Below are 25,325 nucleotides of genomic sequence, written 5' to 3' on the forward strand. Positions count from 1 at the left end.
GTTAACACCCTTCCACTTCCTGCTTTTAACCCCATAAAAACGCAAAAAGAGGCGGTCCTACAAGTGTTTGGACAGCCTCTTGGGCAAATAACAGCTTATTGATTTGATCCTAACTTACTTTTGGACCCGCCTTTACCTCCGCTATGAAGTGCAAAGAGGTTCGAGTCGACAGAGAATGTCAGGGACTCGCGCTCACGCTCTCTCTTGAGCGCTAACTGGATCATATCACTCGTCAATTCCTTGAACGATTTCCCTGTAGGTTCCCAAAGATAGAATGAGAGAGATCCAGGAATGGTGTTGATTTCATTTACATACACATTTTCAGTGGTTTTATCGATTAAAAAGTCAATACGAGAAACACCAGAGCAGCCCAATGTTTGGAAAGTTTCCTTCGCAAGTCCTTGCACCTCAGCAGTCTTTTCAGCAGAAAGTTCTGCAGGGATTTTCCGGTTGGTACTTTCCATCCCCTTAGAAGCGCCACCGCCTTTTGAAGAGCCTCCACTTTGATATTTATCTTGATACGTAAGGATATCTGTGCTGCTTAATACTTCCTCGCAGACTGAGCTTTCGGCTTCTTCATAATCACCTAAAACGGAGCAGTTGACCTCTTGTAAGCTCGTCACCATTTTTTCGACGACGATTTTTGTTGCAAATTCCATTGCGAGTTCAACAGCCTCTTCAAGCTCTTCACGATTGGTCGCTTTGCTTATTCCGACACTGGAACCGAGGTTTGCAGGTTTTATGATGACTGGATAGCTCAGTTCACCTTCGATTTTAGCGACAAGTGCCTCCTGACCGTTCATCCATTTGGAAGAATAGAACCATACATAGTCCAGAATCGGCAGGCCTGAATCACGTAAAATCTGCTTCATCATCACTTTATCCATGCCAACAGCAGAGGAGAACACGTCACATCCGACATACGGAATCCCGTGAAGCTCGAAGAATCCTTGTAAAATCCCGTCTTCCCCAAACGTACCGTGGATGACAGGGAAAGCGACATCGATTTCTGAGATAAGTTTTTTACTGAACATACCTGTTGTGTGCTTGTTGATGACAGGACGTCCTTGCTCGTTCGTCGTGATCGTGATCCGCTCACATTGCTTCAACAGTTCATTCGAATTTTTGTAGTTTTCAATTTCCAATAGCGCTTCGCCAGTATACCAGTTCTTATTTTTGCTGATATAGATTGGAATCGGTTCATAACGGTCACGTTCCATCGCGTTGATCGCTTGCAGCGCTGAGATGACCGATACCTCATGTTCTACTGATACGCCGCCAAAAAAGACGCCCACTTTGATTTTCATTCAATCCAACCCCTATTCGTTAAATGTATCTGGAAGGTCGTTTTCAATCAGAACTACCGTTTTCTCTTTTGTGATCTCGTTCATTTTCATGATCGCTTCATCCAGATTACGTGCAATATACGTTTGCTCTTCTGGGTATTGTTCCTCATTCAACCCGTCTTGCAACGGAATCGTTTGTTTCTTACCGACCAGGATCACATAATCACACACTTTCGCTGCATGCTGACCGAGTTTCTTGTTCAAGTTATACTCTTCTGGACCAAGCTCGATCATTCCTGGTGTAATCAACACTTTATATCCATCCATCTGCCCCAATACATCGAGGGCCATTTTCGAGCCGACTGGGTTCGAGTTGAAGGCATCATCAATGATCGTAATATTGGATGAGTGCTTTTTGATCTCCATACGGTGCGGCACCGGTGCAATCTTTTTCGATGCTACTTCAATCTTCTTCGCAGGCACACCAAGTTCGGATGCAGCTGCGACTGCAGATAGGATATTATAGACGTTATGCTGACCAAGCAGCTTCGCTTGGATATTGATCGTTGTGCCGTCCTTCTTCACTACAGTGAAGGATGTTCCTTTGGAAGTAAACGTGATGTTTTCTGCTCGATAATCCAGGTCATCAGCATGAATTCCATAGTAAACGACACGTGCCTTGCTTTTCGGTGCCCTCCACATGGAGTTCTCGTCATCCTTATTTAAAAATGCAATCCCATCATCAGGCAGACTATCGACAAGCTCGAACTTCGTCTTTTTGATTGTATCAAGGGATCCGAATGTTTCTAAGTGCTGTTCACCGATTGCAGTGATGATTCCGTATTTTTGTTGAGCAATGTCACAAACGTCCTTGATATCATACTCCTGCTTCGCTCCCATTTCCGCAATGAAATATTTATGGAAAGGTCTAAGCATCGTACGGATTGTGATTGTGACACCCATCGGCGTATTGTAGCTTTCCGGTGTCATCAATACGTTGGAATGCGATGAAAGAAGTGTATTCAGGATATGCTTCACACTCGTTTTTCCATAGCTTCCTGTAATCCCGATTACTTCAAGATCTTGAGATTGCTTGATGATACGCTTAGCATCGTTCGCATACCCTTGGGCAATACTTTTTTCAATCGGTAAGTTGATCGTATTACCCGCCATTACGACGTAATAGCTCAGGATGTTTAAGGCTACATACGTAAGCAATAATGGTACCAATGCTACTTGATAAATCAATTCGAAATAGAAGCTTAGTCCTGCAACTAAGACGGTCAATATGCACACAGTTGCCATCAAACGCTTGACACGTGCTGTCACGACAAGCTTCTTCTTTTCTTTTCCAGTCTCTCTTACCAAATATAAAATTAAATAAAGGCCGATAAATAAGAGGATTGCTACATTATCCAGAAAATCGATAAATGCAATCAGAACCGTCAACAACGGAATGAAGTCTCGCTTCCGGAACACTTTCTTCCGGTTTTCTTTAATCCATTTCTGGAATCGCTCATTGCGATATCCATTTTGCTGCAGCATATGGATTGCCTTGCGGAGTCTGGACCATGTATAAAGGCCCCAGAAGACAACCCCGATTAAAAACAAGAAACTAAGCATCTTTCCACTCCTTATCCTTTTCAAGGTAGTTATCGATAATTACAAGAAATTCGTTCAGTTTTTCCAAGTATGAATAGTGTCCTACACCTTTAAGGACGACCAAACCAGCATCAGGGATCGTTTTCTCCATGATCTTCGCATCTTCAACCGGGGTAGCAGTATCGTTTTCTCCCCAGACTAGGAGCGTCGGTGCCTTGATTTCAGGCATGAACCGCTGCAGGTCTTCGTTGACGACTTTTACCATCGTCTGCTGCATGACGCCTGATGCATTTTTATAATCAGCCGATCCCAGTTTCCCCTTCACCTTGGTCAAGATTTCTTCTTTATAGTTTCGAAGAACAGGCAGGTTCAGAAGATTTTTGAAGAACTTATACGTATAGACTTTGTAATAATAGCTGAATTTACGCTTCGGTTTTACACCGGCACTATCTACTAAAATGATTTTATGGACTTTATTGTGCGCAGCATAACGAATGGACACTCTTCCACCAAAAGAATGTCCGACAAGAATTGGATCTTCTATGTTCAAATCGTTTATGAATTGTGTAAGCATGTCGGTGTATGCTTCTACATCCCATGCCTCTGGCGGCTCTTGACTCTCCCCAAAACCCGGAAAATCAATGGAATAAACTTTGAAATTCTTTTCCAAAAAATTATGGACAGGCTCAAAACTCTTCAGACTCGTTCCCCAACCATGCAGTAAAAGGATGTTCCGCCCTTCACCTGACACACGGTAATTGACACTTACGCCCCCGATATCTATTTTCATTGATGAAAACGCTCCTTATAACTAATTTATATATCAATTAATTTTATTTACGTCATCTTATTTATATTATCACACCTTGTGCTTTCGATGACATTCCAATCAGCGATTTTTCGCCTGATTACAATATATTTCAATATCCTAAAAGATGAGAATCAAAACCAATTTCTTGTAATCTGAAATTTTAACAATCCCAATTCATTCTATACTGTTCGATACGGGAGTTTCATTTAGGTATGTTTCACCTCAAGTGAAGGTCAATGGAAACATTTTTTAATAATTTGATATAATAAAGGGGATCTGAATAAAGGAGTGAGTTTCAATGAGTAAAAGCAATGCTTGGAAAAAGCGCAGGAAAATGGAGCGCGAAGGCAGACGCAATCCAGGATGGAACCGCAGCGATTTTGCCCTGATGGACTTGAGAAGCCGCAAAACGAAAACGAAAAAAGAAAAACTGAATCAACAGAAGCACAAAGGCCGATTATCTGACCGGAACTACGATCATGATAACGGCCTTTTGTATTGCTTAATTTACTGCAAAATTCACTTCCTCCATAGGCGATCTGCAAGCCTCCTCACTGTGGTCTTGCCTGGCTCGCTTTTCCCGCAAATTTCGCTTAAAAGGAATACGAATGATATCTTTTTAAGCTCACATATGCAAAAGTATCTCTTGTATCTTTTTGACTTGGGTGACTCCTTTGTATATCCCTTTCTTTTCTTCTGTAATCCAATATCCTTTCATACCAACAGTACATGCTAATTCCATATCACATTCTGAATCTCCTATGATGAAGGATTTTTTCAAATCAATTGAAGGATACCTTGTTGTTGCTTGATCAATCATACCCTGGTTTGGTTTTATACAAGAACAGCCATCACTTCTGCTATGTGGACAGAAAAAGATATCAAGTACAAATACTCCAGAATCTTTTAATACTTTAAGCATTTGGGTAATGATGTTTTCGTATTGCTTTTTTGTAATGATTCCCTCATTAATCAAGTACTGGTTCGTGATGATGATGATTTCATACCCCCGCTCGTTAACCGCCCTCAGGGTCTCGATTGAACCGTCAATGAATTCTGGAGTATGGATTTTACTCCACTCATGGTCCGGGTAGTCGCGGATAATCGTACCATCACGATCAAAGAACGCAACTTTCATAGTTCTCCTTCTCCTGTCCACTACTCACTAATATTCGCATCGTCTAATTAAAGTCTCTCCACTTCCCTGACCCAGGATAGATAGGACTTCTTTTCAATATATTGGTTGTGATCATTCTACTTCCTTTTGAATCTCAAAATAACGTTTCGCGTTATGATAGGAAATATCCATTACATAGCTCCCTAGTAACTCTTTATCATCGGGAATCCAACCTTTATGCATCCACTCACCAAGCATATTGCAAAGGATCCTTCTGAAATATTCATGCCGGGAGAATGAGAGGAAAGAACGAGAATCTGTCAGCATTCCTATGAAATGCTTGAGTAAACCTACATTCGATAAGATTTTCATTTGTTCTTCTATACCATGTATATGGTCATTGAACCACCACGCCGGTCCAAATTGAATTTTTCCAGGGATGCTACCATCTTGAAAATTCCCGGACATCGTAGCTAGGATGTAATTATCCTTAGGATTCAAACAATATAATATTGTCTTTGGGAGAGATCCATTCACTTCAAGACTATCTAAGAACTTTGAGAGAGGCTCTGCTAACAATTGATCGTTCATTGAATCAAATCCACTGTCTCTACCTAACAAATCGAACATCTTGGAATTATTGTTGCGAAGTGGTCCAAGATGTAACTGCATCGCCCAATTTTTCTTATGATAAAGAGTACCTAGATAGTAGAGGGTCTGAGTCTTGAACTGTCGTATCTCCTTATCTGTTAGAGGTTGTCTGTTCAGCCGTTTCTTAAAGATCAGTTCTAACTCCTTGTCGGACGCACGCTCATAGTACATCACGTTGATCCCATGATCAGAGGCTTTACAGCCATGTTCGTGAAAGTGATCTACGCGATCTGACAAGGCACTTAAAAATGACGAGTAATCTTCTATTTCTTTTCCAACGCACTTCTCTAATTTAGTTAACCACGTGACAAAACCTTCGTTATCGACATTTAATGCTTGGTCAGGCCGGAAAGTGGGGGCGACCTTTACAGCGAAATCCTCATTTTGCAAATCGTTATGATGTGAAAGATCATCTGTAGGGTCATCTGTTGTCGCGATATACTCCACCTTACTTTGCAATAATAGGTTCCTAACTGACATGTTTTCATTCTGAAGCATCTCATTCGCTTTATTCCATACAGATTCAGCATTATCCTCATTTAACAACTCATCAACATTAAAATATTGGAGTAATTCCATGTGTGTCCAAGTGTAGAGAGGGTTGCCGATTGAATTTTGGATCGTTTTCACCCATGCCATGTATTTCTCTTTATCAGTAGAATCCCCCATGATAAACCTCTCATCGACACCATCAGCCCTCAACAACCGCCACTTATAATGGTCATCCGCTAACCATATTTCTGTCAGGTTATTAAACGACTTATTCTGATTTATTTCTTCAATTGGGAGGTGGTTGTGATAATCAATAATCGGCAAGTTTTTGGCATAGTCATGATAAAGTTCCACAGCATGATCGTTGGTTAAAAGGAAATCCTCTGATATAAACGTCTTCATTCTATATGCTCTCCCTTCTATTAAAGATGAACCCGATATTCGTGTGGATTCCAGTTTGCCTAGCTTCCTAATTTTCGCCTTTCCTCGTCAATTCTTTCTATATCTATTCGTTGAAATAGTGGGTCAATCCTTTTTAGTCGGAGCGATTGGAGTTCGACATATTTCCAGGAAGGTGCTTCAAGAGCTAATAATTCTTGAATCTTTCTAGATGAAAAAGGCAGGAATGGTGATAAGAGATTGGATAGATTTACGATGATCTGGGTGCACGTATTCAACGTTACTGCACATCTTGCAGGATTTTCGCTCACTTGTTTCCAGGGCTGCTGTTCGTCGAAATACTTGTTGCTGGTCCGGATGAGCTCGAATATCGTTTCCATTCCCCGTTTGAATTCTCCTTTTTCAATATGAGTTCCGACTGCTTCGTAGGTCTGTTTCACTTTTTCAAGGATGGCTGATTCCGGAACTGCTTCAGGGACGATTCCATCAAATGATTTTTCAATGAATTTCAGTGTCCTGTTGACGAAGTTCCCATATGCACCGAGTAGTTCACTGTTATGACTGTAGATGAATTCGCGCCATGAAAAGTCAGCATCTCTTTGCTCAGGACCATTGATCGTAAGAAAATAACGGATCGAATCTGGGTGATACTCTTTCAAAAGGTCTGGCACCCACACCGCCCAGTTACGGCTTGTCGACAGCTTCTTCTTTTCGATCGTCAGGTACTCACTTGAGATGATATGGTCTGGTAGTTTCAATTCCCCGAGCCCTGACAGAATCGCCGGCCAAATGATCGAATGGAACGGTATGTTATCTTTTCCATGTACATAATAGGCTGTTGTTGGTGCTTCTTCCCAAAATGGTTTCCAGTCTTTCCCCTGAAGCTCCGCCCACTTTTTGCTCGCCGTCAAATATCCGCTTACAGCCTCGATCCATACATAAATCTTTTTATCTTTAAAACCTTCAAGCGGAACATCCACACCAAGCTCAATATCCCTTGTAGCCGCACGGTCGATCAGACCCTCAGACAAATAGCGTTTCGTAAGCTGGATGGCATTTGTTCGCCATCCTTTTTCTCTTTCAGCTTTTTGTACAAGTTCTTCTAGCTCTTGTTGGAAGTTTTTCAATGAGAAATAGAAATGCTCCGTTTCTTTTACAATCGGTTTGGTGCCACATAACTTACACGACGGCTCCACCAAATCAGTTGGATCCAAGATCGTCGAGCAATGATCACACTGATCACCTCTCGCAGACTCGCCGCACACCGGACAGTAACCCTCTACATAGCGATCAGGTAAAAACTGGCGGTCTGTTTCACAATAACTCTGTTCCACTCTCTTTTTATAGAGGTATCCATTTTCCAGTAGTGACTTGAAGATATGCTGAACCTCCTTATGGTGAAAAGGGTCATCAGTGCGGTTGTATAAATCATATGAAAAACCGAGCTCATGGAATGACTTTTCGAATTCCTTATGGTAGCGGTCTGTGATCTCTTTTGGTGAAACCCCTTCCTGTCTGGCACGGATGGCTATCGGTGTACCATTGCAATCACTCCCTGAAACGTAAAGCACGTTCTCTCCTTTCAACCTGTAATAACGAGCCACTATATCCCCCGGCAACAGACTCGCAATATGACCGAGATGCAGTGATCCATTCGCATATGGCCAAGCTCCCCCAATATAAATGTTCATGCTCATTTCCTCCTTTTTATTAAATCTCAGTGTGAAAAAAACTAATAAAATCTTATAAAGAAAACTTGGCTCAGCCAAGCCTTAGCGCTGGCTGAGCCTTAGTTGCCCTTATATTGAAGAAAGTATTTATACTTTCTTTAATGAAATAAAAAATCCCCGCCCGAAGACAATTGTCTAAGGACGAGGATTGATTCTCGTGGTACCACCTTGTTTTACTGACCGTTCACACGACCAGCCTCATGAAGTACGGAGTGATTGAATACACACTCTTATACTCTGACATGTTTAACGGATGCCAACTCCCGTCACACCTTACTAGTGCACCATGCACGTTCAAAGTGAAGTTCAGAGGCCATTTTCAATCCGTCGTTTTACGCTTCTTTTCAGCATACCGAAGCTCTCTATGGAAAAACGGGCGAATCTACTTTCCTCATCAAAACCTGTAACCCTATCGTTTTCGTTATTATTACAGAATATGGAACGGTTGTAAAGTCCGTTCTCATGAACTTGCTGGGTACATCAAATTTCTTTTTTCGTGTTTTCATGTATTCAGAAGTCCTCGCCGAATACATCAAATTTCTTTTTTCGGGTTTACATGTACTCAGAAGGCTTCGCTGGGTACATCAAATTCTGTTTTTTGCGTTTTCATGTACTCAGAAGCCCTCAGAATCGTTTTAGAGCAAAACAAAAAGCCCCCGGTCTGGAGGCTTGATTATTCAAGCATGCATTTTCGACATGGCTTCTCTTTGAATGTCGGTTCTTGGGCATTCCAATATTGGACCCAGTAATAGCTGCCATTTGCTCCGCTGTTCGTGATGACCTTCTGCACGAAGCTCTCCTCTTTGATCCAGTTGCATTGGACCGAGTGTACTTTAGTTGATGTCGTATCCAATACAATAAAATACCCCGTACCTTGCCGTTTGATGTGTTGGAAATCATTTAAGTGTTTGACAAGCCTCATCTCGCCACCACCCAACAATAGATTTACAAACTAATGGTACTATTCCCTAGTAATGTCGAAAATCCTTTATCTTATAGGAAAAATGTTGGTTTTCTTTTTATCAATACATTTTACGATAGATTTTGTGTTGATAAGAGTGGAAAGCTGATGACTGGCTCATCTTGCGTTTTTCCATCAAATTGTTGAAGCGGATGATTTTTTCATTCAAGCGTTGTGTCAAACCCGACCTTTCCTTGTCATCACGGCAAACGGCAATCAATTCTTCGAGCGTGACCATTTCCTTTTTCAACTGGACTTCAGGAGGAACAAATCCACCGTTCTTCAAAATTTTATAGCTGAGACGGAGTTCATCCGGTACGCCGGTAAGATCATCTTTCGGGAGAGGTTTCCCCTTTCCAGGCAAGTTCTCGAATTCACCTTTCTGCAAAGCGACTTTGATCTTTTCTTCCGCAATGCCCGCTGAAAAATCCATATCATCACCTCTTTGGATTGATACTTACAGTTTACCAGACTTTAACTTTGATCTTCCCATAAAAAGTGAAAAGATGCTGAACGTTGTCAGCATCATTTTTGTCTATAATTCAAGTACCTGTGGAGACTTCTCCTTTGTATTCATCAAACGGAACAAGCTCGGTTTTATTTCAAGAACAACGTAATTCGGATCATCCGGACCTTCGAAATACTTGTCCATATGTTTCGTCCATAGCTTTTCCTTCAATTCCCCATCACTCTTGATAGCTGCCGTTCCTTCCACTTCGACATATGCATCACCAAGTCCGTCCCCATTGTATCCGAGGAGAATATGGACATTCGGATTCTCATCAATTTCTTCAGCCTTATGAGTATCTTTGTCTGTTGGTGTATACATCGTCAAACCATCATGGTGAAAAGTCATATAGCGTGAATGCGGTTTGTTATTCTTAACCGTAGCAAGCGTCCCGAATTTGCTATGCTCAAGTATATTCAGCACTTTCTCTTTAAGATCTTTTTCGTCCAAAGCATCCCACTCCTTTATATCCAACTTTTACTAATATTCCATTATAAGAGCGATATTAAACAAGCCTTCGAAGTGTTTTAGCCATTTGGAAAGGATTTTTGGTTCAAAAATCCTTCCGATTGAGTGGTTGTTTTAGACGGCAGCAGTAATCCTAGATAAAACGATATAATTCCAGAAAAAGGATACTCAATCCCGGAAATCAGTAAAAAAGACCCGCCCCCACTACAAACAAAAACCCAGTAGGATTATTCTACTGATTAGTGCGTCAACTTGTAGATTTCATCTAAAACGGGCATTTCTCCTTTCTCCTCTTCGGTCACTTTATGCCATTGAATACCGGATCTTCATTTTTCAAATGAGGAAACTCTAGTATTACTTACTTATGCGGAGTATTACTTACTATATTGCTGATGATATTTGCTTAGGTATAAATATGAGTATGTACACTTGTTCATACAGTGCAATGGGATTTTAATACCAATACATCAATGTGTTTTAATATAAAGGTGTGTGTATTCAGCGGTGTCAATAATACAACTAAGATATAAGGAAGTGTATATTATCAAAGATGATAAGATAGTTTTTAAGGTTTCTGTTGGAATTGCTGCTATATTCGTATTGATAGGTGTATTAATACCTACACAGCTAGGTGAAGCTATGAATGTAGCACAAGGATTTGTACTTAAATCATTCGGATGGTTTTATCAGCTCGTGGCAACATTCTTTTTGATTTTTGCAGGGTTTATGATTTTTAGTAAATATGGAAAAATAAAGCTAGGTGCACCTGATTCTAAGCCGGAATTCAATCGCCCTACTTGGTTTGCAATGCTTTTCTCCGCCGGAATGGGGATCGGTCTTTTGTTTTATGGAGTATCTGAGCCAATTTCCCACTTTTCCGCTCCTCCGATGGGTGAAGGAGGCACGGCTGAATCTGCCGTTAGAGGAATGCGATATACATGGCTGCACTGGGGACTTCATGCTTGGGCGATTTATGCAATCGTTGCATTAGCTCTTGCATACCAGAAATTCAGAAAAGGTTCACCTGGATTAATGAGTGCAACACTTCGCCCTGTACTTGGTGATAAGGTTAAAGGTCCAATCGGCCACACCATCGATATCGTTGCTGTATTTGCAACCTTATTTGGAGTTGCTGCCTCATTAGGTTTAGGGTCACAGCAAATTAATGCCGGTTTGGAATATTTAATTGGCATCCCAAATAACTTTACAGTACAAATGATCATCATGGGAATAATCACCACACTTTTTATCATATCAGCAAACACGGGGATTTCTCGAGGTATAAAGTATCTAAGTAATATAAATATGTCTCTAGCAGTACTATTGTTTATCACGATGCTCATTTTGGGACCAACATTGTTCTTACTGAATTTGTTTACGACAAGCTTAGGCAGCTATGCACAAAACCTTATGCAAATGGGATTAAGATTGACTCCCTTTGATTCGCAAGAAGCTGCATGGACTCAAGGATGGACAGTTTTTTACTGGGCATGGTGGGTTTCCTGGACTCCATTCGTAGGTATGTTTATTGCCAGAGTATCCAAAGGCCGCACAATCAGAGAGTTCACCATAGCTGTACTGCTTGTTCCTTCTCTAGTATGTGCATTGTGGTTTACTGTCTTTGGCGGAACAGGTATCTTTTTAGAATTGACTAAAGGTTTGGATGTTTCAGGACAAGGACTTGAAACAGCATTATTCTTCGTTTATCAACACTTGCCATTCGGCGCTCTGCTTTCGGTACTTACACTAGCATTGGTAACGACATTCTTTGTTACATCTGCTGACTCTGCTACATTTGTTCTTGGCATGATGACGACAGGCGGAAAGTTGAATCCTGCTAACAAAGTAAAAGTAACTTGGGGAATCATCTTAGTTGCTTCTACAAGTGTTCTAATGTTATCGGGAGGTTTATCAGGACTTCAAACAGCAATTATTGTTAGCGCCTTACCGCTTACATTTATCGTTCTAGTCATGACGTACGGTCTGGTAAAAGTGCTGAATCAAGATTTGAGAGACCAAGCTCGTTCAAAAGCTGAGTTTTTAAAAAATAAAGTAAGCTAGTGTAAAGAAAACTTGGCAAAGCCAAGCCTTAGCGCAGGCTGAGGCTTAGTTGCCCTTATAATGAAGAAAGTATTAAAACTTATAAATCTTCTAGACTTTTCTATATTGTACTGAAAAGTCTAGAAGATTTTTTTATATAAGAATTCCTGGCTTCTTTTTATCAAATCTGAGAGTTCTGATGTCTGAAGTGTAGGAATACGCACTATTTTAAAACCTTCCACATTTCCCCCCCGCTAAGGTCGATAGCCATATGCGAAGTTGAACATGAACAACAAGAACAAATACAAATGGACGACCGCGATGAAAGCTAGAATGACAAGGAACTTCGTCAAAATTTTTTCAACCAGGAAAAACCATTTATAAAATATGTACAAGATAAGCGGGATCAGTGGAACGAAGTAGAATAATGAAAGATCATTCGTCCATGTTGTATTTTTATCCCAAAATTCTTTTGGTACAGGTGTTGTATGGTATTTTTCATAGATTGATTCATGCCCGTAAATGAAAACCGTAGTGACGATTCCATAATAGGCAACGATGATAATCTTCATCACTCTATTCAAGGTACGGATGAAGAGGACCGGAATTAAGATGATTGCCAGCGTGATGGCAAGGCCTGTATACTCTAACAAAATCGATAACCCCTCTCAAAAGATCGTTTACACAACTACTAATATATGGAAACATTATAACAAACGCAAATCTACGATACTACTAATAAAGCGAGGTGACAGCCATGTTCGCTCCTGATCAGTTGCAAGACTTCCAACTGTTTTCAACTGCACATCTTGTTTTCATCGGTGTGATGATTTTTATAATTCTACTTATCTTTATGTTCCGGAAAGAGCTTCGTGGGAACAAGTCTACGAAACAGGCAATTCGGTGGGGATTTCTATCGATATTGATTCTTTCCGAGGGCAGTTATCAATTCTGGAGTCTGGCACACGGCATATGGGATCCAAGGTGGCATCTCCCGCTTCAGCTATGTTCAATCAGTTCATTCGCCATCATCTACTTATTGTTGAAACCGAGTGAAGCACGCTTTCAGATTGTTTATTTCATTGCCTTGATTCCACCCTTTTTAGCGGTTTTGACACCAGATTTACTCTACGGAAATCCGCATTATCGGTTTTTCCAGTTTTTCATTCATCACATCACACTGCTTGCAGTCGTTTTCTTTTACGTGATCGTCGAGAAATACCGGCCAAAGCTCTTCTCAATTTTAAAAGCGGCGTTGTTCATCAATCTGCTTGCACTGCCAATATCTTATCTGAACAAAATAATCGGAGCGAACTACATGTTCCTGGAAGGTCCACCAGCAACTAATACACCGCTGAGCTGGTTTGGGGAAGGTCTCTGGTACATCATCAACCTTGAAATCGCAATGATCGTCGCCTTCACGTTGACCTATCTTCCATTTGTTTTAGCAAAAAGGCAGTGAGAAAGCCTCGTTTAAGGTTTGAATTTTTGTTTGCTCTCGTCAAAGTCCGCCGAATATTGTTCTTTAAAAAAGGCTGTTTTCGCAAACTTTGTTGCTCTTGCACTTAAAGAAAGTATAAAATGCTTTCTTCAGTATAAGGGCAACTAAGGCTCGACCTACAAAAGGCTTGGTCTCGCCAAGTTTTCTTTAAAAGTCGTTGATTTCCGCTCCATGATGCTCGCTTTCCGCGGGGCGTGAGGTGAGCCCACTCGTCGCCTTGCGACCTCAGGAGTCTCCTTTTCAAGGAAGCATTTGTGCTCCTGCGTCTACAAGAAAGTCCTGTCGAAGCGAGCTTCCTCGTCGCATGCCTTGCGAGGAGATTATTCATGTAGTAGGCACGCTGATCCCGCTGGAGTCTCGCACCTTGCTCTCCAATCAACTTGCACAAGGTGAGTTTTTTAAAATGACTCAAAAGCAACAACCTTTTAGAAAAGAGCTTTAAAAAAATATATTATTCAAGACTTTCCGATTGTCTTTCTCTCGAATTGGTACTAAACTGTTCTTACTAAAAATAATCACAACCTTGAATCGAGGTCCTGGATATGAACGACAATCAAAAGAGAGAGCAAGTTGCCGGTGTTGCTGCCGGTGCCGGAGCGTACATATTATGGGGGTTTTTGCCGCTGTATTGGAAGCTCATCAACCATGTCCCATCAGAAGAGATTTTAGCTCATCGGATGATCTGGTCATTCGTCTTTATGCTGATCGTCCTGGGCATTTTAAGGAGACTGAAAAAGTTCACGAATGAATGGAAGGAACTCTTCGCAAATCGCAAAAAGTTATTAGGATTGATCTTCGCGGCTGTCTTCATCACGCTAAACTGGTACACATATATATGGGCAGTGAACAACAATCATGTCGTGGAAGCGAGTCTCGGCTATTACATCAACCCACTCGTAAGCGTACTATTGGGCGTGCTTGTTTTAAAAGAACGGCTTTCCTTCTGGCAGATCATTTCGTTCATGTTAGCAGCAGTCGGTGTATTAATTCTTACGATTCATTTTGGAAGCGTTCCATGGGTTGCGATTTCGCTCGCGTTAAGTTTCGGGTTGTACGGATTGTTGAAAAAGCTTATCGCTCTCGGTGCTTTGACTGGGTTGACGATCGAAACGTTGTTCATCACACCCGTCGCTCTTCTGTATGTAAGTATGCTGGAGGTTAATGGAACAAGTGCTTTTCAATTCGCTGACCTAACGACGACACTTCTTTTGGTAGGAGCAGGGATTGCGACGGCTGTTCCGTTGCTGCTTTTCGCTACGGGCGCAAATCGGATCTCGTTATCTATGATCGGTTTTCTGCAATATATCGCACCAACAATTATGCTGTTTCTAGGGATTTTCCTATACAATGAGGTATTTTCTCAAGTCCATCTGATCGCTTTCGGGTTCATTTGGATTGCCCTCAGTATTTTCACCCTCTCGAACACAAGGCTGCTCGCCCGGTTCGAGCAACGACTAACAAAAGCAAAATCGTATCACGGATAAAGTTAAGAAACTTAGCAATACCAAGCAGGATTTTTAGTATTAACGGACAGGAGAGCCGTTATCTGTGACAAAAACGCTGATTTCGAGATGCTAACGGACACCAGAGACGCTATTCGTTAAAAAGTAGATTGTTTTTGATGATTTTGGAGCAAATAAGGTCTCCTATGTCCGTTAAGTTCGTAAACTCCATTATTTTGGTCAAATAAGGTCCTCTGTGTCCGTTACGTTTTACGAATTAGTCATTCTTCCTAAAAAGGGGCTTTTGTGGAATAACTAACAAAAAAAGAAGGCTTAGGGGAGATTATCCTCTAAGCCTTTTTTGATGCGAATTAGACAGTGAATCTTTTCATGGTTATTATGTGATTTTTCATGTGAATTGGACCATGTTTTTTATTGTGCACCTCACTCGTAAACCCGTTACTTTTTGACGGGCCGGCTTTATATTTAGCTTTTATGGTAAAGGAAAACATTCATCTTTTCGTTTTGGTCTACTGTTGCTAATAATATCTCTTCTAGTTTTATGTTGTTGTATGTACTGGAAAGTTTGTGTAGAAGCCATTCCTCATCTTTTCCCAGCTGCCTTAGTTCCTCGTAATCAATTTCCCTTTCTCGGATCACCGTTTTTGGAATATGAAAAGGCTTGATTGGCGTACCAAAAGTAGAAGGCGTGATCGGTTGATATTGGTTCCTTAAAAACGTGGAAACCTTTCCGCCTGGTTCCCATAGTGCAAGGGCAACTTTCCCTATATCTTCAGCCTTTTCCTTTCGTAACTCTGATAAAAGGACATCAATGGAGATTCGTGCTTTATTCATATTTTTATAGTGAATTTTCCCATTTTCGATAAGTGGAAGTGGTTTGGGTACGAACAATCGCCTTATCTTTCTTGAACGCAGACTTAAAAACACACCTGCTAAATATAGAATGACTAATACACCCATCGTAATCATCGAGCCTTTTAACCCTAGCCCTTCATCGGATAATGGATGGGCAATGATATTTCCAATCACCAAAACAATGACAAAATCAAGAAGGGTAGCCTGGGAAATGGAGCGGTCCCCCATCAATTTAGCTATAATGACAAAAAAGAAGAAGCCAACAACCCCTCTTAATATCCATTGCACCACTGTAAGCGTTTCTTGACCGCTGAAAAAATCCATCAACACCCCACCTGAAACCTGACATCACTTATCTAGCCTCTCCATAAATGGGGATTTCATGTAAAGGAAACTTGGCAAAGTCAAGCCTTTGGCGCAGGCTGAGCTTTAGCTGCACTTATATTGAAGAACGTATTTTATACTTTCTTTAAATGTAAAAAACCAGCCTCCTTTATGAGTGGCTGGTTCCGTTCAGCTTATTGGTACTTTTCAGGAATGAAAATATCTACAAAAATCCGATTTTATCTACAAAAATAAGAAAATATCTACAAAAACAAGGATTTATCTACAAAACCGTTCCGATAAACTCTCTGGCGGCGCGCTTTGGATCCTCTGCCTGGCTGATCGCCGAAATGACAGATACACCATCCGCACCTGCGGACATTACTTCACCTGCATTCGACGCCTGGATGCCCCCGATCCCGACAATCGGCAGGGTGATTCCGGCTTCCCGTATCCTTTCGATCATTTCAGGACCTCGAACCTCACGGGCATCTGCTTTCGTTTTAGTCGCAAACATTGGCCCTACGCCGATATAGTCTGCTCCTTTGACCACAGCATCCCTCGCTTCCTCTACGTCATGCGCGGAAACACCGAGAATTTTCGAGCCGATTTTTTTACGGACAACCTCGATCGTTTCATCCTCTTGTCCGACATGCACGCCGTCGGCACCGATTTCGAGCGCTAACGCGACATCATCATTGACGATGAAAGGGACACCTGCTTTCCTGCAAATTTCGTGCAATTCCATGGCAAATTCACGTTTTGCATCACCTGTAAGAGCGCCTTCCCCTTTTTCACGAAACTGGAAAAGGGTAACGCCTCCGTCAATCGCTCCACGTAAAACATCGCGCGGATCTCGATTGCAGTTCGGACTTCCCATTATAAAATAAAGCTTCAGCAACTCTCTCAAATTCATTTCACTTCAACTCCAAATTGCTTGTACGCCCAATGATTCGTCGGACCTTTACCAGAACCGATTTTCAGCTCATTATAGATCGCTGCAGTAATGAAAAGCTTAGCTGTATGAATGGCGTCTTTGACAGAATGCCCTTTAGCCAGTTCTGCTGTAACCGCTGCGGCGAAGGTACATCCTGTTCCGTGCGTGTGGTCTGTGTCGATCCTCGGACTCTTGAACTCATGGAATTCCTGGCCATCGTATAAAAGATCGACCGCATAGCTTTCATCCTCTGAATGGCCGCCTTTGATGACCACATTCATCGCGCCCATCTGATAAAGTTCTTTTGCGGCAGCTTTCCGGTCTTCTTCGGTACGAATGTCGAGGCTAGTCAAAACTTCCGCCTCTGGGATATTCGGCGTAACCACATATGCACGCGAAATCAGATGTTCCTTCATCGCTTCTACAGCTTCTTCCTGTAAGAGCCGTGAGCCTCCTTTGGCGACCATGACCGGATCAACGACAAGCTGAATCCAGGAATTAGCCTCCACTAGCTCACCCACTTTTTTTATGATTTCCGCACTAAAAAGCATCCCTGTTTTCAACGCATGAGGTGAGAGGTCATCCGCTATCGAATTGATCTGTTTTTCGACGGATTCAACTGGTATCGGGTAAACGCCCTGGACACCTAATGTGTTTTGAGCAGTAACGGCAGTAATGACGGACATCCCATAGACACCAAGCTCCTGGAATGTCTTCAAATCCGCCTGGATCCCGGCCCCGCCGCCACTGTCAGAGCCGGCAATCGTTAATGTTTTATAAACCATTTTTTTCACCCCCATCTATCCGAAATACCTATGGTAAAGTGTCTTTGCTTCCGCAATGTCCTTTGTCCCATGGATCAACGCCCGTCCATCCTTGAATAAAACCAGTCTGCGGCCATCCACAGTAAATGAAAGAAGGTACGGATTCTCCTCAACCGTCCCGCCTTTGTTCTCCAATAGTTCTTTCATCGCTGTAAGGTCACGTTTTTGACGATTCGGTGGTCTGATCTGTACCGAATCCCTGCCGCATAGCACTGCTGTCTTCGTCTGATTCTCAAATGCAAGGTGTGGATAGGTTGGCTCATCGCCACAGGAGAGACATCCTTCTTTTTTTGCTTTTAACACGTTTATTGCCGTATGCTGGTTTGTCCAAACATCAAACGATACGAGTTTATGCCGTACGGATGACCAGTCTTCCACTAAAATCTTCAACGCTTCTGCTGTTTGATACGCAACGACCATCTGGACGGCTGGACTGATGATGCCCGCGGTGTCACACGTCAAACCGCCGATCGGCACTGATTCCAACAAACAATTCAAGCAAGGCGTCTCCCCAGGAAGAATCGTAAAACTGATTCCATAGCTCCCGACGCATGCCCCGTAAATCCACGGCACGCGGTATTTTTGCGAAATATCGTTGATCATCATCCGTGTGTCAAAATTGTCTGTCGCATCCAAAATGAGGTCCACGCCCGTAATGAGTACTTCTAATTCCTGAGGGGTCGCGTCTAAAATATGAGCCTCGATCTCGACGTCGGAATTGATCATTTCAAGGCGGGATTTAGCAGCGATCGCTTTCGGCAACCGTTCTGCGGCATCCTTTTCACCATAAAGCTGCTGACGCTGTAAATTGCTCCACTCGACATAATCGCGGTCAACGATCGTCAGTTTGCTAACACCCGCACGGGCAAGGGCTTCAGCATTTCCAGTCCCAAGTGCCCCTGCACCGATGATCAACACATGTTTCTGGCGGATCCTCTGCTGTCCTGCCTCTCCGATCGGCGCGAACAATGTTTGCCTTGAATAACGGTCACTCAACCGATGCTCATTCCTTCCGCAGGACTGCTCGCTGTCGCATAACGCTTTTTCGGGATTCGACCAGCTTCATACCCGAGCCTGCCAGCCTCAATCGCAAGCTTCATCGCTTCCGCCATTTTCACGGGATCCTCAGCCGCAGAAACAGCCGTGTTCAAAAGTACACCATCTGCTCCGAGTTCCATCGCATAAGCCGTATCAGCCGGGGAACCGATTCCAGCGTCGACGATCACAGGAACGTTCGATTGCTCGATAATGAAACTCAAGTTCAACGGATTGATGATTCCCTGACCTGATCCGATTGGAGAAGCCCCCGGCATGATTGCATGCGCACCAAGCTCTTCAAGCTTTCTCGCCAGAACGACATCATCTGAGGTGTAAGGCAGTACCGTAAAACCTTCCTTCAACAACTCTTCTGTCGCCTTCAATGTCTCCACGGGATCCGGGAGCAACGTCTTGTCACAGCCGATCACTTCGACCTTGACCATGTCACAAAGCCCTGATGCTTTTGCAAGCTTCGCATGACGCACCGCCTCTTCAGCTGTCTTAGCACCAGCTGTATTCGGAAGCAATGTATACTTTTTCAGATCGAGTTTATCTAAAAAATTGGGCTGGCTCGGTTCGAAGATGTTCATCCGGCGAACCGTGAACGTCAGGATTTCTGTCTCAGATACTTCCACCGCTTGTTTTTGCACATCAAAGTTCGGGTATTTTCCCGTCCCCAGCAACAACCTTGATTGGAATGAATTGTTTCCGATTTTCAACATATCAACCGCCTCCTACGAATTGTACAATCTCGATTTTGTCTCCATCCGTCAGTTCGGTTTTCGGATGGTGGTTTTTTTCAAGGATCGACTCGTTGTGTTCGATCATCAACACGCGTTTTTCCAACTTGAAATGTTCAATGAGGTCCGAAATGTGCTGAACACTGTCCGGTACAGTGACCATCTCACCATTGATCTGTAATTGCATGTTTCTCAACTCCCCTTACGCCTTAATGGCTGACCGGTTCACGTGAAAAGCTGAACGCCAGGCTGTCCCGATTTCTTTTCCGTCAATCAAATCTGCCATCAGCTTCCCTGTAATCGGCGCCAATAAAATGCCATTACGATAGTGACCAGTAGCCACAAATAAATGTTTGCACTCCGGATGGACGCCCAGGTAAGGCAACGCATCCTTCGTTTGTGGACGAATCCCGGCCCAGGCTGATTCCCATTCAGCGTCTTGCAATGCAGGAAGGGTTCGGGTTGCCGCTTCCATCAATCGAGCGATCCCTTCCACAGTCACCGTTTCTTCGAAGGAACCTGGTCTCTCGGTCGCACCGATGATCAAGCGTCCGCCTGCTTTCGGCACGATGTAGCAATCATCTGAAAATACAGTCCCAGTGATCAGGCGCTTACCTGTTTTCACTGAAAAGCATTCCCCTTTGACAGGATAGGTTTCGATCTCCACACCTGCCCCCTTCAGCAGCTGCTCGCTCCAGGCTCCGCCGGCTACAACTACATCATCTGCACTGAACAACCCTGTACTCGTCTCGACACCTTTGAATTCGCCCTCCTCTTTTACAAATCGATGCACCTCGGTATATACCTTGATGGTAGCGCCGAATGTGACCGCAGCTTGTGCGAGAGCTTTCGTCAAATCTGGAGCCGACACTTGCCCGTCGTTCGGAATGAACATCGCGCCGTAAACTTCTTTTATCAAAGCGGGCTCTCTCGTTTGCAGCTCGGCGGCTGAAATCCATTGCGATTCCTCTCCTAACTGCTGTTGTGCTTGAACAAGCGACTTGTATCGTTCCACTTGCCCCTCGGTCCGGGCAACCTTATAGATTCCGTTTTGCTCATATCCGATATCGATGCCTGTGAGGTTTTTCAGGTCGGCCGCGAGCTCTGGAAACATCGCCCGGCTTGCTTTTGCGAGCTGGAACAATGGACTGTCCTCCTCAAGCTCCGTCTGGGCACCGAGCATGCCAGCTGCAGCACTCGATGCTTTCCCTGCAATCGCCCCCTTCTCCAAAACGAGCACCGATTTCCCGCCTTTCGCCAGATGGTACGCGATCGAGCAACCGATGACACCGGCGCCTACGACAATCACATCATAATGAGGTTGCATTTTCCTCCTCCTTTACATGCATTTTTCCCCTGTACATCTTCACGGCTTCAAGTGGATCTTCTGCATTTAATACACCTGACATGACAGCGACACCGGCAGCACCAGCTTCGAGCACTTCCGCCGTGTTCTCAGGCTTGATTCCTCCGATTGCAATGACGGGCAGATCCGCTTCCCTGCACAGTACGTCTAACTGTTTCAATCCTCTCGGCTCGAGGCCAGGCTTTGAGGCTGTTTCAAAGATATGTCCGTAGATGACGTAATCCGCTCCAGCTTCCTGGGCTTTGACCGCTTCTTCAACGGAATGGACCGAGCAACCGATTTTCACTAGTGGAAACGACTCTCTTACTCTTGCAACTTCCAAACTATGATGCGCCAGCTGGACACCTCCTGCTTTCATCGCCACCGCGACATCAACCCGGTCATTCACGATGATCTTTTCCAGCGGTACGCCGTTTTCGGTCATCTGCTCGATTGCTTTTACATAATCCTTTGCTGTCCACGTTTTCTCACGGATATGGATGAAATCGATATGAGCATGGATGGCACCGGCAATCTCTGAAATTGTCTCGATTGGCTGACTGCCGGTTGATAGGACGTGCAATTCCGGTTTCAAGAGCTTCCCCACCTTTCTTCAAATCTAGTAACGGACATCCCCGACCGGGAAGAGTGGCCAGACGGTCGACAGATAATAGCTACCTAGAATCAAAACACCCAGGTACATAATGAAGACGCCGTCGTTGAACGAGAATCCGAGTTTGTAGTAATAGGTCCGCTCTCTCATTCCGGTAAAACGCTTCGCTTCCATTGCGACGGCAATCCTGTGTGCTCTCCGAATGCTCTGGGACAACAGCGGAATCGAGTAGGATTTGATTTTAAAATAAAGCGCTCGAAGGCCCCGTTGCTGCTCGACTCCTCTGACTTTCATCGCATTACGGATCGTCAGAAATTCTTCGATCATGATCGGAATCAGTCGGAGCCCAGCCATGAAGCTGTACGCATATTTCGGATTCAATTTCACCTGTTGCATCAACGAATAGAACAAGTTGACGGGTCGTGTCGTAAGCGCAAACGTCAACCCCAACACAGCGAAAATCATTGCCCTGAAGCCGAGATGAAGCCCCCGGTAAAAGCTCTCTTCCGTCACATGGATCAGCCCCCATTTCAGCCAGGTCGTCTCCCCTTTTCCGAAAAGGATCATCGAAGATGTGGTTGAAATGAAGATGATTACGAACGGTATCATCAGAAGGCTGAGCCGCTTTTTAGGATGACCGGAAAAGAACCAGAACAGAATGAACGCCCCAAGTGTCAAATTGATCAGCCAATTGAGCTGGTGCACAAAAAGGACGAATATGAAAAGGACAATCATCGTGAACAGCTTCAACGTCGGATTGATCTTATGAAGCCAGGTTTCCTTAAAGTCGAAATCCATCGTCATCCCTCCTATGCATGTACAGGCTCTTTTATCTGGATTTGTTCGTCTCTCACCAATAAACCGCTTTCAATTGTCCAGACCCGGGTCGCGAAATACTCGACGATATGGCGGTCGTGCGTCACCATGAGGATCGTGACGCCAGCTTGCTGAAAAGCTTCAAGCATTTCCAACAACGCAAACGTATTTTTCGAATCCTGACCGAATGTCGGTTCATCCAAAAGTAAAACCGGCTGGCTCTGAACAATCGATGCCGCGACACTCAGCCTGCGCTTCTGTCCCATCGACAGATGATACGGATGGTGATTTTGATAATCGCCGAGCCGGAACCGCTCAAGCACCTCCAGCACTCTTTCTTCAATTGCCTGCTCCTCTAGCCTTTCCAGCCGTAACCCATAAGCGATTTCTTCATACACCGAATTGGTGACGAACTGGAACTCCGGATTTTGAAAAACGAAGGTCAAATGATCTGTTATACGTTTCCCGTTTTTGATCGTCTCACCGTTGATTTCATAATGTCCTGTCGTCTTGATGAACTGCATAAGCGCGTGCAACAGCGTTGACTTGCCCGCTCCGTTTTCACCGACAATTGCAATCCACTCACCGGTTCGGACCGCCGCCTCTTCGACTGTGATCAGGGGTTTCTTTTTCCGATAACCAGAAAAATTGTTGAGCTCGATTACGGTTTCCTGTGCTGGATCCAGTGTTCGTTTTACGGACCGATTCTGCAAATAATCCTGCCAGACTCCTGGATACCAGATACCCTGCTCCTTCATCGTTTCCCGATAGTTCCTTAACACCCAATCCTTGAGGCCGTCTACAATGATCTCGCCATGTTCATTGAACAGGATGATCCGCTCAACCTGGTCCAACACATGGTCGATCTTGTGTTCCACGATGACGAGGGTTTTGTCGTCACTGATCCTTTTGACCGTCTCCCAGATCTCTTCTGTCCCTTGCGGATCGAGTAATGCTGTCGGTTCATCAAGAAACAGCACCTCCGGCTCAAGTGCAAGGACAGATGCAATTGCAAGCCGCTGCTTCATCCCGCCTGACAGTGTTTGGATAGGTGTATGAGGATCTGCCAGGTCCAATCCCACCGCTTTTAAAAGGGAGGTGATCTTTTCAGGCATCTCTTCACGCGGTATCTGCAGGTTTTCCAATACGAAAGCGAGTTCCTCATCGACGTAAGGCATGCAAAATTGCGAGTCCGGATCCTGGAACACATAGCCCCAGGATTCAGGTGGTTGGATCTTTTCCGCTTTCATCGGAACTTCAATCGATTGCGGGATGAGCCCTGACAAAACTTGAAGCAGCGTTGATTTCCCACAGCCCGACGGTCCGAGCAGCAGCACTTTTTCACCTTTTTCAATCTGAATCGATAAGTCTTTGAAAAGCAATCGTTCGTCACCTGGAAACTTCAGTCTAAGGTTTTCAACTTCGAGCATCGGACTCACCCCCCTTACTGATCGAGTGCATCGTGATCTTGTTGGGATGCCGGCCGCACAAGGTTCGTGACACCTGTTTTCTCCAAAGCTTTTACAAGATAATACGCAGCAACACCGGCAATCAGAATCGATCCGATGATTCGGAAACCGAGGAACAGGCTGAGATTCCACAATGCGAGATCCCCGATATAGCCTTTGTAGTAATCCATGATGATCGAACCGACCGCTGAACCGACTGCCGCAAGACTTACGACGGCGATGTCATAACGCTTGTACCGGAACGCCATGAAGACGAGTTCCGCGAACAACCCTTGGACGACTCCGAACAAAAGCACTTCCAAGCCCCATTCTGATCCGACTAAGAACTCACCGGATGCGGCAGCGACTTCTGCAAGAAATGCGACACCCGCTTTTCGAATGATGAGATAGGCGACGGTCGCAGCCATGAACCACATTCCGTAGATCAATTGATCGAAGTGGAGGCCGAATGGTTTTACGAAATAATAAAGCGGTCCCCACAACTTATACACGATTCCGAAACCGATTGCGATGACGATCGTGACGAGGATATCTGTCAGTTTCAGTCCTTTGTTCATGAGGTCGCACCCTTTCCTGTTGTAGCTCGGGGCTGGATCTCGAACGGCCACTTCTGCAATGTGTACGCCATTTCCCAAAACTCAAGTTCATATTGGCTGCTGATGATGAAATGCTCCTTCATCCGTTCACGGTCTTGTTCTGTCACGTTTTCAGCAATCTGGTCAAGCCTGTTGATCTGTTCTGCGACAAGTTCGTGGAACCATTCCCCGCCATATGCGGCAATCCACTCCTGGTAAATGGGCTCTTCAGGTGTGAAGCCTTTTAAGCGTTCGCCGATTTCATAATAGAGCCAATAACACGGTAAAATCGCCGCGATGATATCTCCGAGATGACCGAACTGCGCTGCCCGGTACATATGTGAAGTGTACGCATAAGCTGTCGGGGCTGGCTTGAAATTAGCACGTTCCTCATCCGTGATGCCGAGACGTTTTGAAAAATTCTCGTGCAAGGATAACTCCGCTTCATACGTTCCTTTTGCATGTGAGGCCATGTTCGCCGTCGTTTCAATGTCCGGTGACTTTGAGGCACCTAACGATTGAACCCTTGCAAAGTGGAACAGGTAGTAGGCGTCCTGGAGAACGTAGTAGCGAAAGTTCTCGAGCGGCAGCGAACCATCCGCAATACCTGTGACGAATGGATGCTTGAAGCTCGCCTCCCAAATCGGATCTGCTGCTTCCCTTACGTGCGTTGAAAAAGACATGTTTCTTCCTCTCCTTTTCCAGACGACCCACGACCCTGCCATATAAAAAACCACTTTCTTTGTGAAAAGAAAGTGGT

The 25,325-nt window shown here is 44.0% G+C and carries 26 protein-coding genes and 1 other annotated feature; of the genes, 4 read left to right on the forward strand and 22 right to left on the reverse strand.

Annotation, left to right across the window (positions count from 1 at the left end; translation table 11 throughout):
• Window positions 1-95: 95 nt before the first annotated feature.
• From ACTWQL_RS08045 to ACTWQL_RS08085, 9 genes are all read right to left on the reverse strand, one after another.
• Complete coding sequence (locus ACTWQL_RS08045; protein WP_443141933.1) at window positions 96-1,307, reverse strand: D-alanine--D-alanine ligase family protein; 1,212 nt, start codon at window positions 1,305-1,307, stop codon at window positions 96-98.
• Between the two features lie 12 nt (window positions 1,308-1,319).
• Window positions 1,320-2,909, reverse strand: coding sequence for a UDP-N-acetylmuramoyl-tripeptide--D-alanyl-D-alanine ligase (locus ACTWQL_RS08050; RefSeq protein WP_443141934.1), 1,590 nt, complete (start codon window positions 2,907-2,909; stop codon window positions 1,320-1,322).
• Window positions 2,902-3,678, reverse strand: a complete 777-nt coding sequence (locus ACTWQL_RS08055) for an alpha/beta fold hydrolase (RefSeq protein ID WP_443141935.1) — start codon at window positions 3,676-3,678, stop codon at window positions 2,902-2,904. The genes ACTWQL_RS08050 and ACTWQL_RS08055 overlap by 8 nt, the downstream gene beginning before the upstream one ends.
• Before the next feature lie 646 nt (window positions 3,679-4,324).
• Window positions 4,325-4,837, reverse strand: a complete 513-nt coding sequence (locus ACTWQL_RS08060) for a D-glycero-alpha-D-manno-heptose-1,7-bisphosphate 7-phosphatase (protein ID WP_443141936.1) — start codon at window positions 4,835-4,837, stop codon at window positions 4,325-4,327.
• Window positions 4,838-4,948: 111 nt separating this feature from the next.
• The gene (gene uxaC / locus ACTWQL_RS08065) at window positions 4,949-6,361 is read right to left on the reverse strand and encodes a glucuronate isomerase (RefSeq protein WP_443141937.1); all 1,413 of its coding nucleotides are present in this window, start codon (window positions 6,359-6,361) and stop codon (window positions 4,949-4,951) included.
• Between the two features lie 59 nt (window positions 6,362-6,420).
• Window positions 6,421-8,079 (reverse strand): methionine--tRNA ligase, encoded by a 1,659-nt coding sequence (gene metG / locus ACTWQL_RS08070; RefSeq protein ID WP_443142172.1) that lies wholly within the window; start codon window positions 8,077-8,079, stop codon window positions 6,421-6,423.
• 143 nt (window positions 8,080-8,222) lie between these two features.
• Window positions 8,223-8,495 (reverse strand) — a binding site (T-box leader).
• A 266-nt stretch (window positions 8,496-8,761) separates the two neighbouring features.
• Window positions 8,762-9,010, reverse strand: coding sequence for a hypothetical protein (locus ACTWQL_RS08075; RefSeq protein ID WP_443141938.1), 249 nt, complete (start codon window positions 9,008-9,010; stop codon window positions 8,762-8,764).
• Window positions 9,011-9,110: 100 nt separating this feature from the next.
• Window positions 9,111-9,482, reverse strand: coding sequence for a J-domain-containing protein (locus tag ACTWQL_RS08080; RefSeq protein ID WP_443141939.1), 372 nt, complete (start codon window positions 9,480-9,482; stop codon window positions 9,111-9,113).
• 102 nt (window positions 9,483-9,584) lie between these two features.
• On the reverse strand, window positions 9,585-10,007 hold the full coding sequence (locus ACTWQL_RS08085) for a pyridoxamine 5'-phosphate oxidase family protein (RefSeq protein ID WP_443141940.1): 423 nt from the start codon (window positions 10,005-10,007) through the stop codon (window positions 9,585-9,587).
• A 561-nt stretch (window positions 10,008-10,568) separates the two neighbouring features.
• On the opposite strand from ACTWQL_RS08085, the gene ACTWQL_RS08090 reads away from it, so the two are divergent.
• A complete protein-coding gene (locus tag ACTWQL_RS08090; RefSeq protein WP_443142173.1) occupies window positions 10,569-12,086 on the forward strand; it encodes a glycine betaine uptake BCCT transporter in 1,518 nt (505 codons plus the stop codon).
• A 233-nt stretch (window positions 12,087-12,319) separates the two neighbouring features.
• Here ACTWQL_RS08090 and ACTWQL_RS08095 read toward each other — a convergent pair whose 3' ends face one another.
• Window positions 12,320-12,718, reverse strand: a complete 399-nt coding sequence (locus ACTWQL_RS08095) for a hypothetical protein (RefSeq protein WP_443141941.1) — start codon at window positions 12,716-12,718, stop codon at window positions 12,320-12,322.
• A 104-nt stretch (window positions 12,719-12,822) separates the two neighbouring features.
• Between ACTWQL_RS08095 and ACTWQL_RS08100 the strand changes: the two genes are divergently transcribed.
• The 3 genes from ACTWQL_RS08100 to rarD all read left to right on the forward strand — a co-directional run bounded on the left by ACTWQL_RS08100 (window position 12,823) and on the right by rarD (window position 15,050).
• The gene (locus ACTWQL_RS08100) at window positions 12,823-13,527 is read left to right on the forward strand and encodes a YwaF family protein (protein ID WP_443141942.1); all 705 of its coding nucleotides are present in this window, start codon (window positions 12,823-12,825) and stop codon (window positions 13,525-13,527) included.
• 343 nt (window positions 13,528-13,870) lie between these two features.
• Window positions 13,871-14,008 (forward strand): hypothetical protein, encoded by a 138-nt coding sequence (locus ACTWQL_RS08105; RefSeq protein WP_443141943.1) that lies wholly within the window; start codon window positions 13,871-13,873, stop codon window positions 14,006-14,008.
• Between the two features lie 100 nt (window positions 14,009-14,108).
• A complete protein-coding gene (gene rarD / locus ACTWQL_RS08110; protein WP_443141944.1) occupies window positions 14,109-15,050 on the forward strand; it encodes an EamA family transporter RarD in 942 nt (313 codons plus the stop codon).
• Window positions 15,051-15,494: 444 nt separating this feature from the next.
• Here rarD and ACTWQL_RS08115 read toward each other — a convergent pair whose 3' ends face one another.
• From ACTWQL_RS08115 to tenA, 12 genes are all read right to left on the reverse strand, one after another.
• Window positions 15,495-16,208, reverse strand: a complete 714-nt coding sequence (locus ACTWQL_RS08115; protein ID WP_443141945.1) for a DUF421 domain-containing protein — start codon at window positions 16,206-16,208, stop codon at window positions 15,495-15,497.
• Window positions 16,209-16,491: 283 nt separating this feature from the next.
• A complete protein-coding gene (gene thiE, locus ACTWQL_RS08120; protein ID WP_443141946.1) occupies window positions 16,492-17,124 on the reverse strand; it encodes a thiamine phosphate synthase in 633 nt (210 codons plus the stop codon).
• Window positions 17,121-17,930: a bifunctional hydroxymethylpyrimidine kinase/phosphomethylpyrimidine kinase gene (gene thiD / locus ACTWQL_RS08125; protein ID WP_443141947.1), complete on the reverse strand. Its 810-nt coding sequence runs from the start codon at window positions 17,928-17,930 to the stop codon at window positions 17,121-17,123. The genes thiE and thiD overlap by 4 nt, the downstream gene beginning before the upstream one ends.
• 15 nt (window positions 17,931-17,945) lie before the next feature.
• Window positions 17,946-18,965: a thiazole biosynthesis adenylyltransferase ThiF gene (locus ACTWQL_RS08130; protein ID WP_443141948.1), complete on the reverse strand. Its 1,020-nt coding sequence runs from the start codon at window positions 18,963-18,965 to the stop codon at window positions 17,946-17,948.
• Window positions 18,962-19,729, reverse strand: a complete 768-nt coding sequence (locus tag ACTWQL_RS08135) for a thiazole synthase (RefSeq protein WP_443141949.1) — start codon at window positions 19,727-19,729, stop codon at window positions 18,962-18,964. Before ACTWQL_RS08135 ends, ACTWQL_RS08130 begins: the two co-directional genes overlap by 4 nt.
• A 1-nt stretch (window position 19,730) precedes the next feature.
• Complete coding sequence (gene thiS, locus ACTWQL_RS08140) at window positions 19,731-19,934, reverse strand: sulfur carrier protein ThiS (protein ID WP_443141950.1); 204 nt, start codon at window positions 19,932-19,934, stop codon at window positions 19,731-19,733.
• A gap of 15 nt (window positions 19,935-19,949) precedes the next feature.
• Window positions 19,950-21,074, reverse strand: coding sequence for a glycine oxidase ThiO (gene thiO, locus ACTWQL_RS08145; RefSeq protein ID WP_443141951.1), 1,125 nt, complete (start codon window positions 21,072-21,074; stop codon window positions 19,950-19,952).
• Window positions 21,058-21,687 carry a thiazole tautomerase TenI gene (tenI, locus tag ACTWQL_RS08150; protein WP_443141952.1) on the reverse strand — a complete coding sequence of 210 codons (630 nt, stop codon included), beginning with the start codon at window positions 21,685-21,687 and terminating at the stop codon, window positions 21,058-21,060. Before tenI ends, thiO begins: the two co-directional genes overlap by 17 nt.
• A 24-nt stretch (window positions 21,688-21,711) precedes the next feature.
• Window positions 21,712-22,509 (reverse strand): energy-coupling factor transporter transmembrane component T family protein, encoded by a 798-nt coding sequence (locus tag ACTWQL_RS08155; RefSeq protein ID WP_443141953.1) that lies wholly within the window; start codon window positions 22,507-22,509, stop codon window positions 21,712-21,714.
• 5 nt (window positions 22,510-22,514) lie between these two features.
• Window positions 22,515-23,960, reverse strand: coding sequence for an ABC transporter ATP-binding protein (locus ACTWQL_RS08160; RefSeq protein WP_443141954.1), 1,446 nt, complete (start codon window positions 23,958-23,960; stop codon window positions 22,515-22,517).
• Window positions 23,961-23,965: 5 nt separating this feature from the next.
• On the reverse strand, window positions 23,966-24,547 hold the full coding sequence (locus ACTWQL_RS08165) for an ECF transporter S component (protein WP_443141955.1): 582 nt from the start codon (window positions 24,545-24,547) through the stop codon (window positions 23,966-23,968).
• A complete protein-coding gene (tenA, locus tag ACTWQL_RS08170) occupies window positions 24,544-25,248 on the reverse strand; it encodes a thiaminase II (protein WP_443141956.1) in 705 nt (234 codons plus the stop codon). The genes ACTWQL_RS08165 and tenA overlap by 4 nt, the downstream gene beginning before the upstream one ends.
• Window positions 25,249-25,325: the final 77 nt, after the last annotated feature.

This window comes from Pseudalkalibacillus sp. R45 (assembly GCF_052246725.1).
Classification (GTDB): Bacteria; Bacillota; Bacilli; order Bacillales; family Fictibacillaceae; genus Pseudalkalibacillus.

What these genes read in the sequence shown, in the direction of transcription:
- ACTWQL_RS08115 (WP_443141945.1), bottom strand. Translation starts at nt 16,208, where the DNA reads ATGGATTTTTTCAGCGGTCAAGAAACGCTTACAGTGGTGCAATGGATA.
- ACTWQL_RS08055 (WP_443141935.1), bottom strand. Translation starts at nt 3,678, where the DNA reads ATGAAAATAGATATCGGGGGCGTAAGTGTCAATTACCGTGTGTCAGGT.
- ACTWQL_RS08155 (WP_443141953.1), bottom strand. Translation starts at nt 22,509, where the DNA reads ATGACGATGGATTTCGACTTTAAGGAAACCTGGCTTCATAAGATCAAT.
- ACTWQL_RS08105 (WP_443141943.1), top strand. Translation starts at nt 13,871, where the DNA reads ATGCCTTGCGAGGAGATTATTCATGTAGTAGGCACGCTGATCCCGCTG.
- thiS (WP_443141950.1), bottom strand. Translation starts at nt 19,934, where the DNA reads ATGCAATTACAGATCAATGGTGAGATGGTCACTGTACCGGACAGTGTT.
- ACTWQL_RS08080 (WP_443141939.1), bottom strand. Translation starts at nt 9,482, where the DNA reads ATGGATTTTTCAGCGGGCATTGCGGAAGAAAAGATCAAAGTCGCTTTG.
- ACTWQL_RS08165 (WP_443141955.1), bottom strand. Translation starts at nt 24,547, where the DNA reads ATGAACAAAGGACTGAAACTGACAGATATCCTCGTCACGATCGTCATC.
- ACTWQL_RS08060 (WP_443141936.1), bottom strand. Translation starts at nt 4,837, where the DNA reads ATGAAAGTTGCGTTCTTTGATCGTGATGGTACGATTATCCGCGACTAC.
- ACTWQL_RS08100 (WP_443141942.1), top strand. Translation starts at nt 12,823, where the DNA reads ATGTTCGCTCCTGATCAGTTGCAAGACTTCCAACTGTTTTCAACTGCA.
- ACTWQL_RS08050 (WP_443141934.1), bottom strand. Translation starts at nt 2,909, where the DNA reads ATGCTTAGTTTCTTGTTTTTAATCGGGGTTGTCTTCTGGGGCCTTTAT.
- tenA (WP_443141956.1), bottom strand. Translation starts at nt 25,248, where the DNA reads ATGTCTTTTTCAACGCACGTAAGGGAAGCAGCAGATCCGATTTGGGAG.
- uxaC (WP_443141937.1), bottom strand. Translation starts at nt 6,361, where the DNA reads ATGAAGACGTTTATATCAGAGGATTTCCTTTTAACCAACGATCATGCT.
- thiO (WP_443141951.1), bottom strand. Translation starts at nt 21,074, where the DNA reads ATGCAACCTCATTATGATGTGATTGTCGTAGGCGCCGGTGTCATCGGT.
- ACTWQL_RS08075 (WP_443141938.1), bottom strand. Translation starts at nt 9,010, where the DNA reads ATGAGGCTTGTCAAACACTTAAATGATTTCCAACACATCAAACGGCAA.
- ACTWQL_RS08045 (WP_443141933.1), bottom strand. Translation starts at nt 1,307, where the DNA reads ATGAAAATCAAAGTGGGCGTCTTTTTTGGCGGCGTATCAGTAGAACAT.
- ACTWQL_RS08135 (WP_443141949.1), bottom strand. Translation starts at nt 19,729, where the DNA reads ATGTTGAAAATCGGAAACAATTCATTCCAATCAAGGTTGTTGCTGGGG.
- rarD (WP_443141944.1), top strand. Translation starts at nt 14,109, where the DNA reads ATGAACGACAATCAAAAGAGAGAGCAAGTTGCCGGTGTTGCTGCCGGT.
- thiE (WP_443141946.1), bottom strand. Translation starts at nt 17,124, where the DNA reads ATGAATTTGAGAGAGTTGCTGAAGCTTTATTTTATAATGGGAAGTCCG.
- thiD (WP_443141947.1), bottom strand. Translation starts at nt 17,930, where the DNA reads ATGGTTTATAAAACATTAACGATTGCCGGCTCTGACAGTGGCGGCGGG.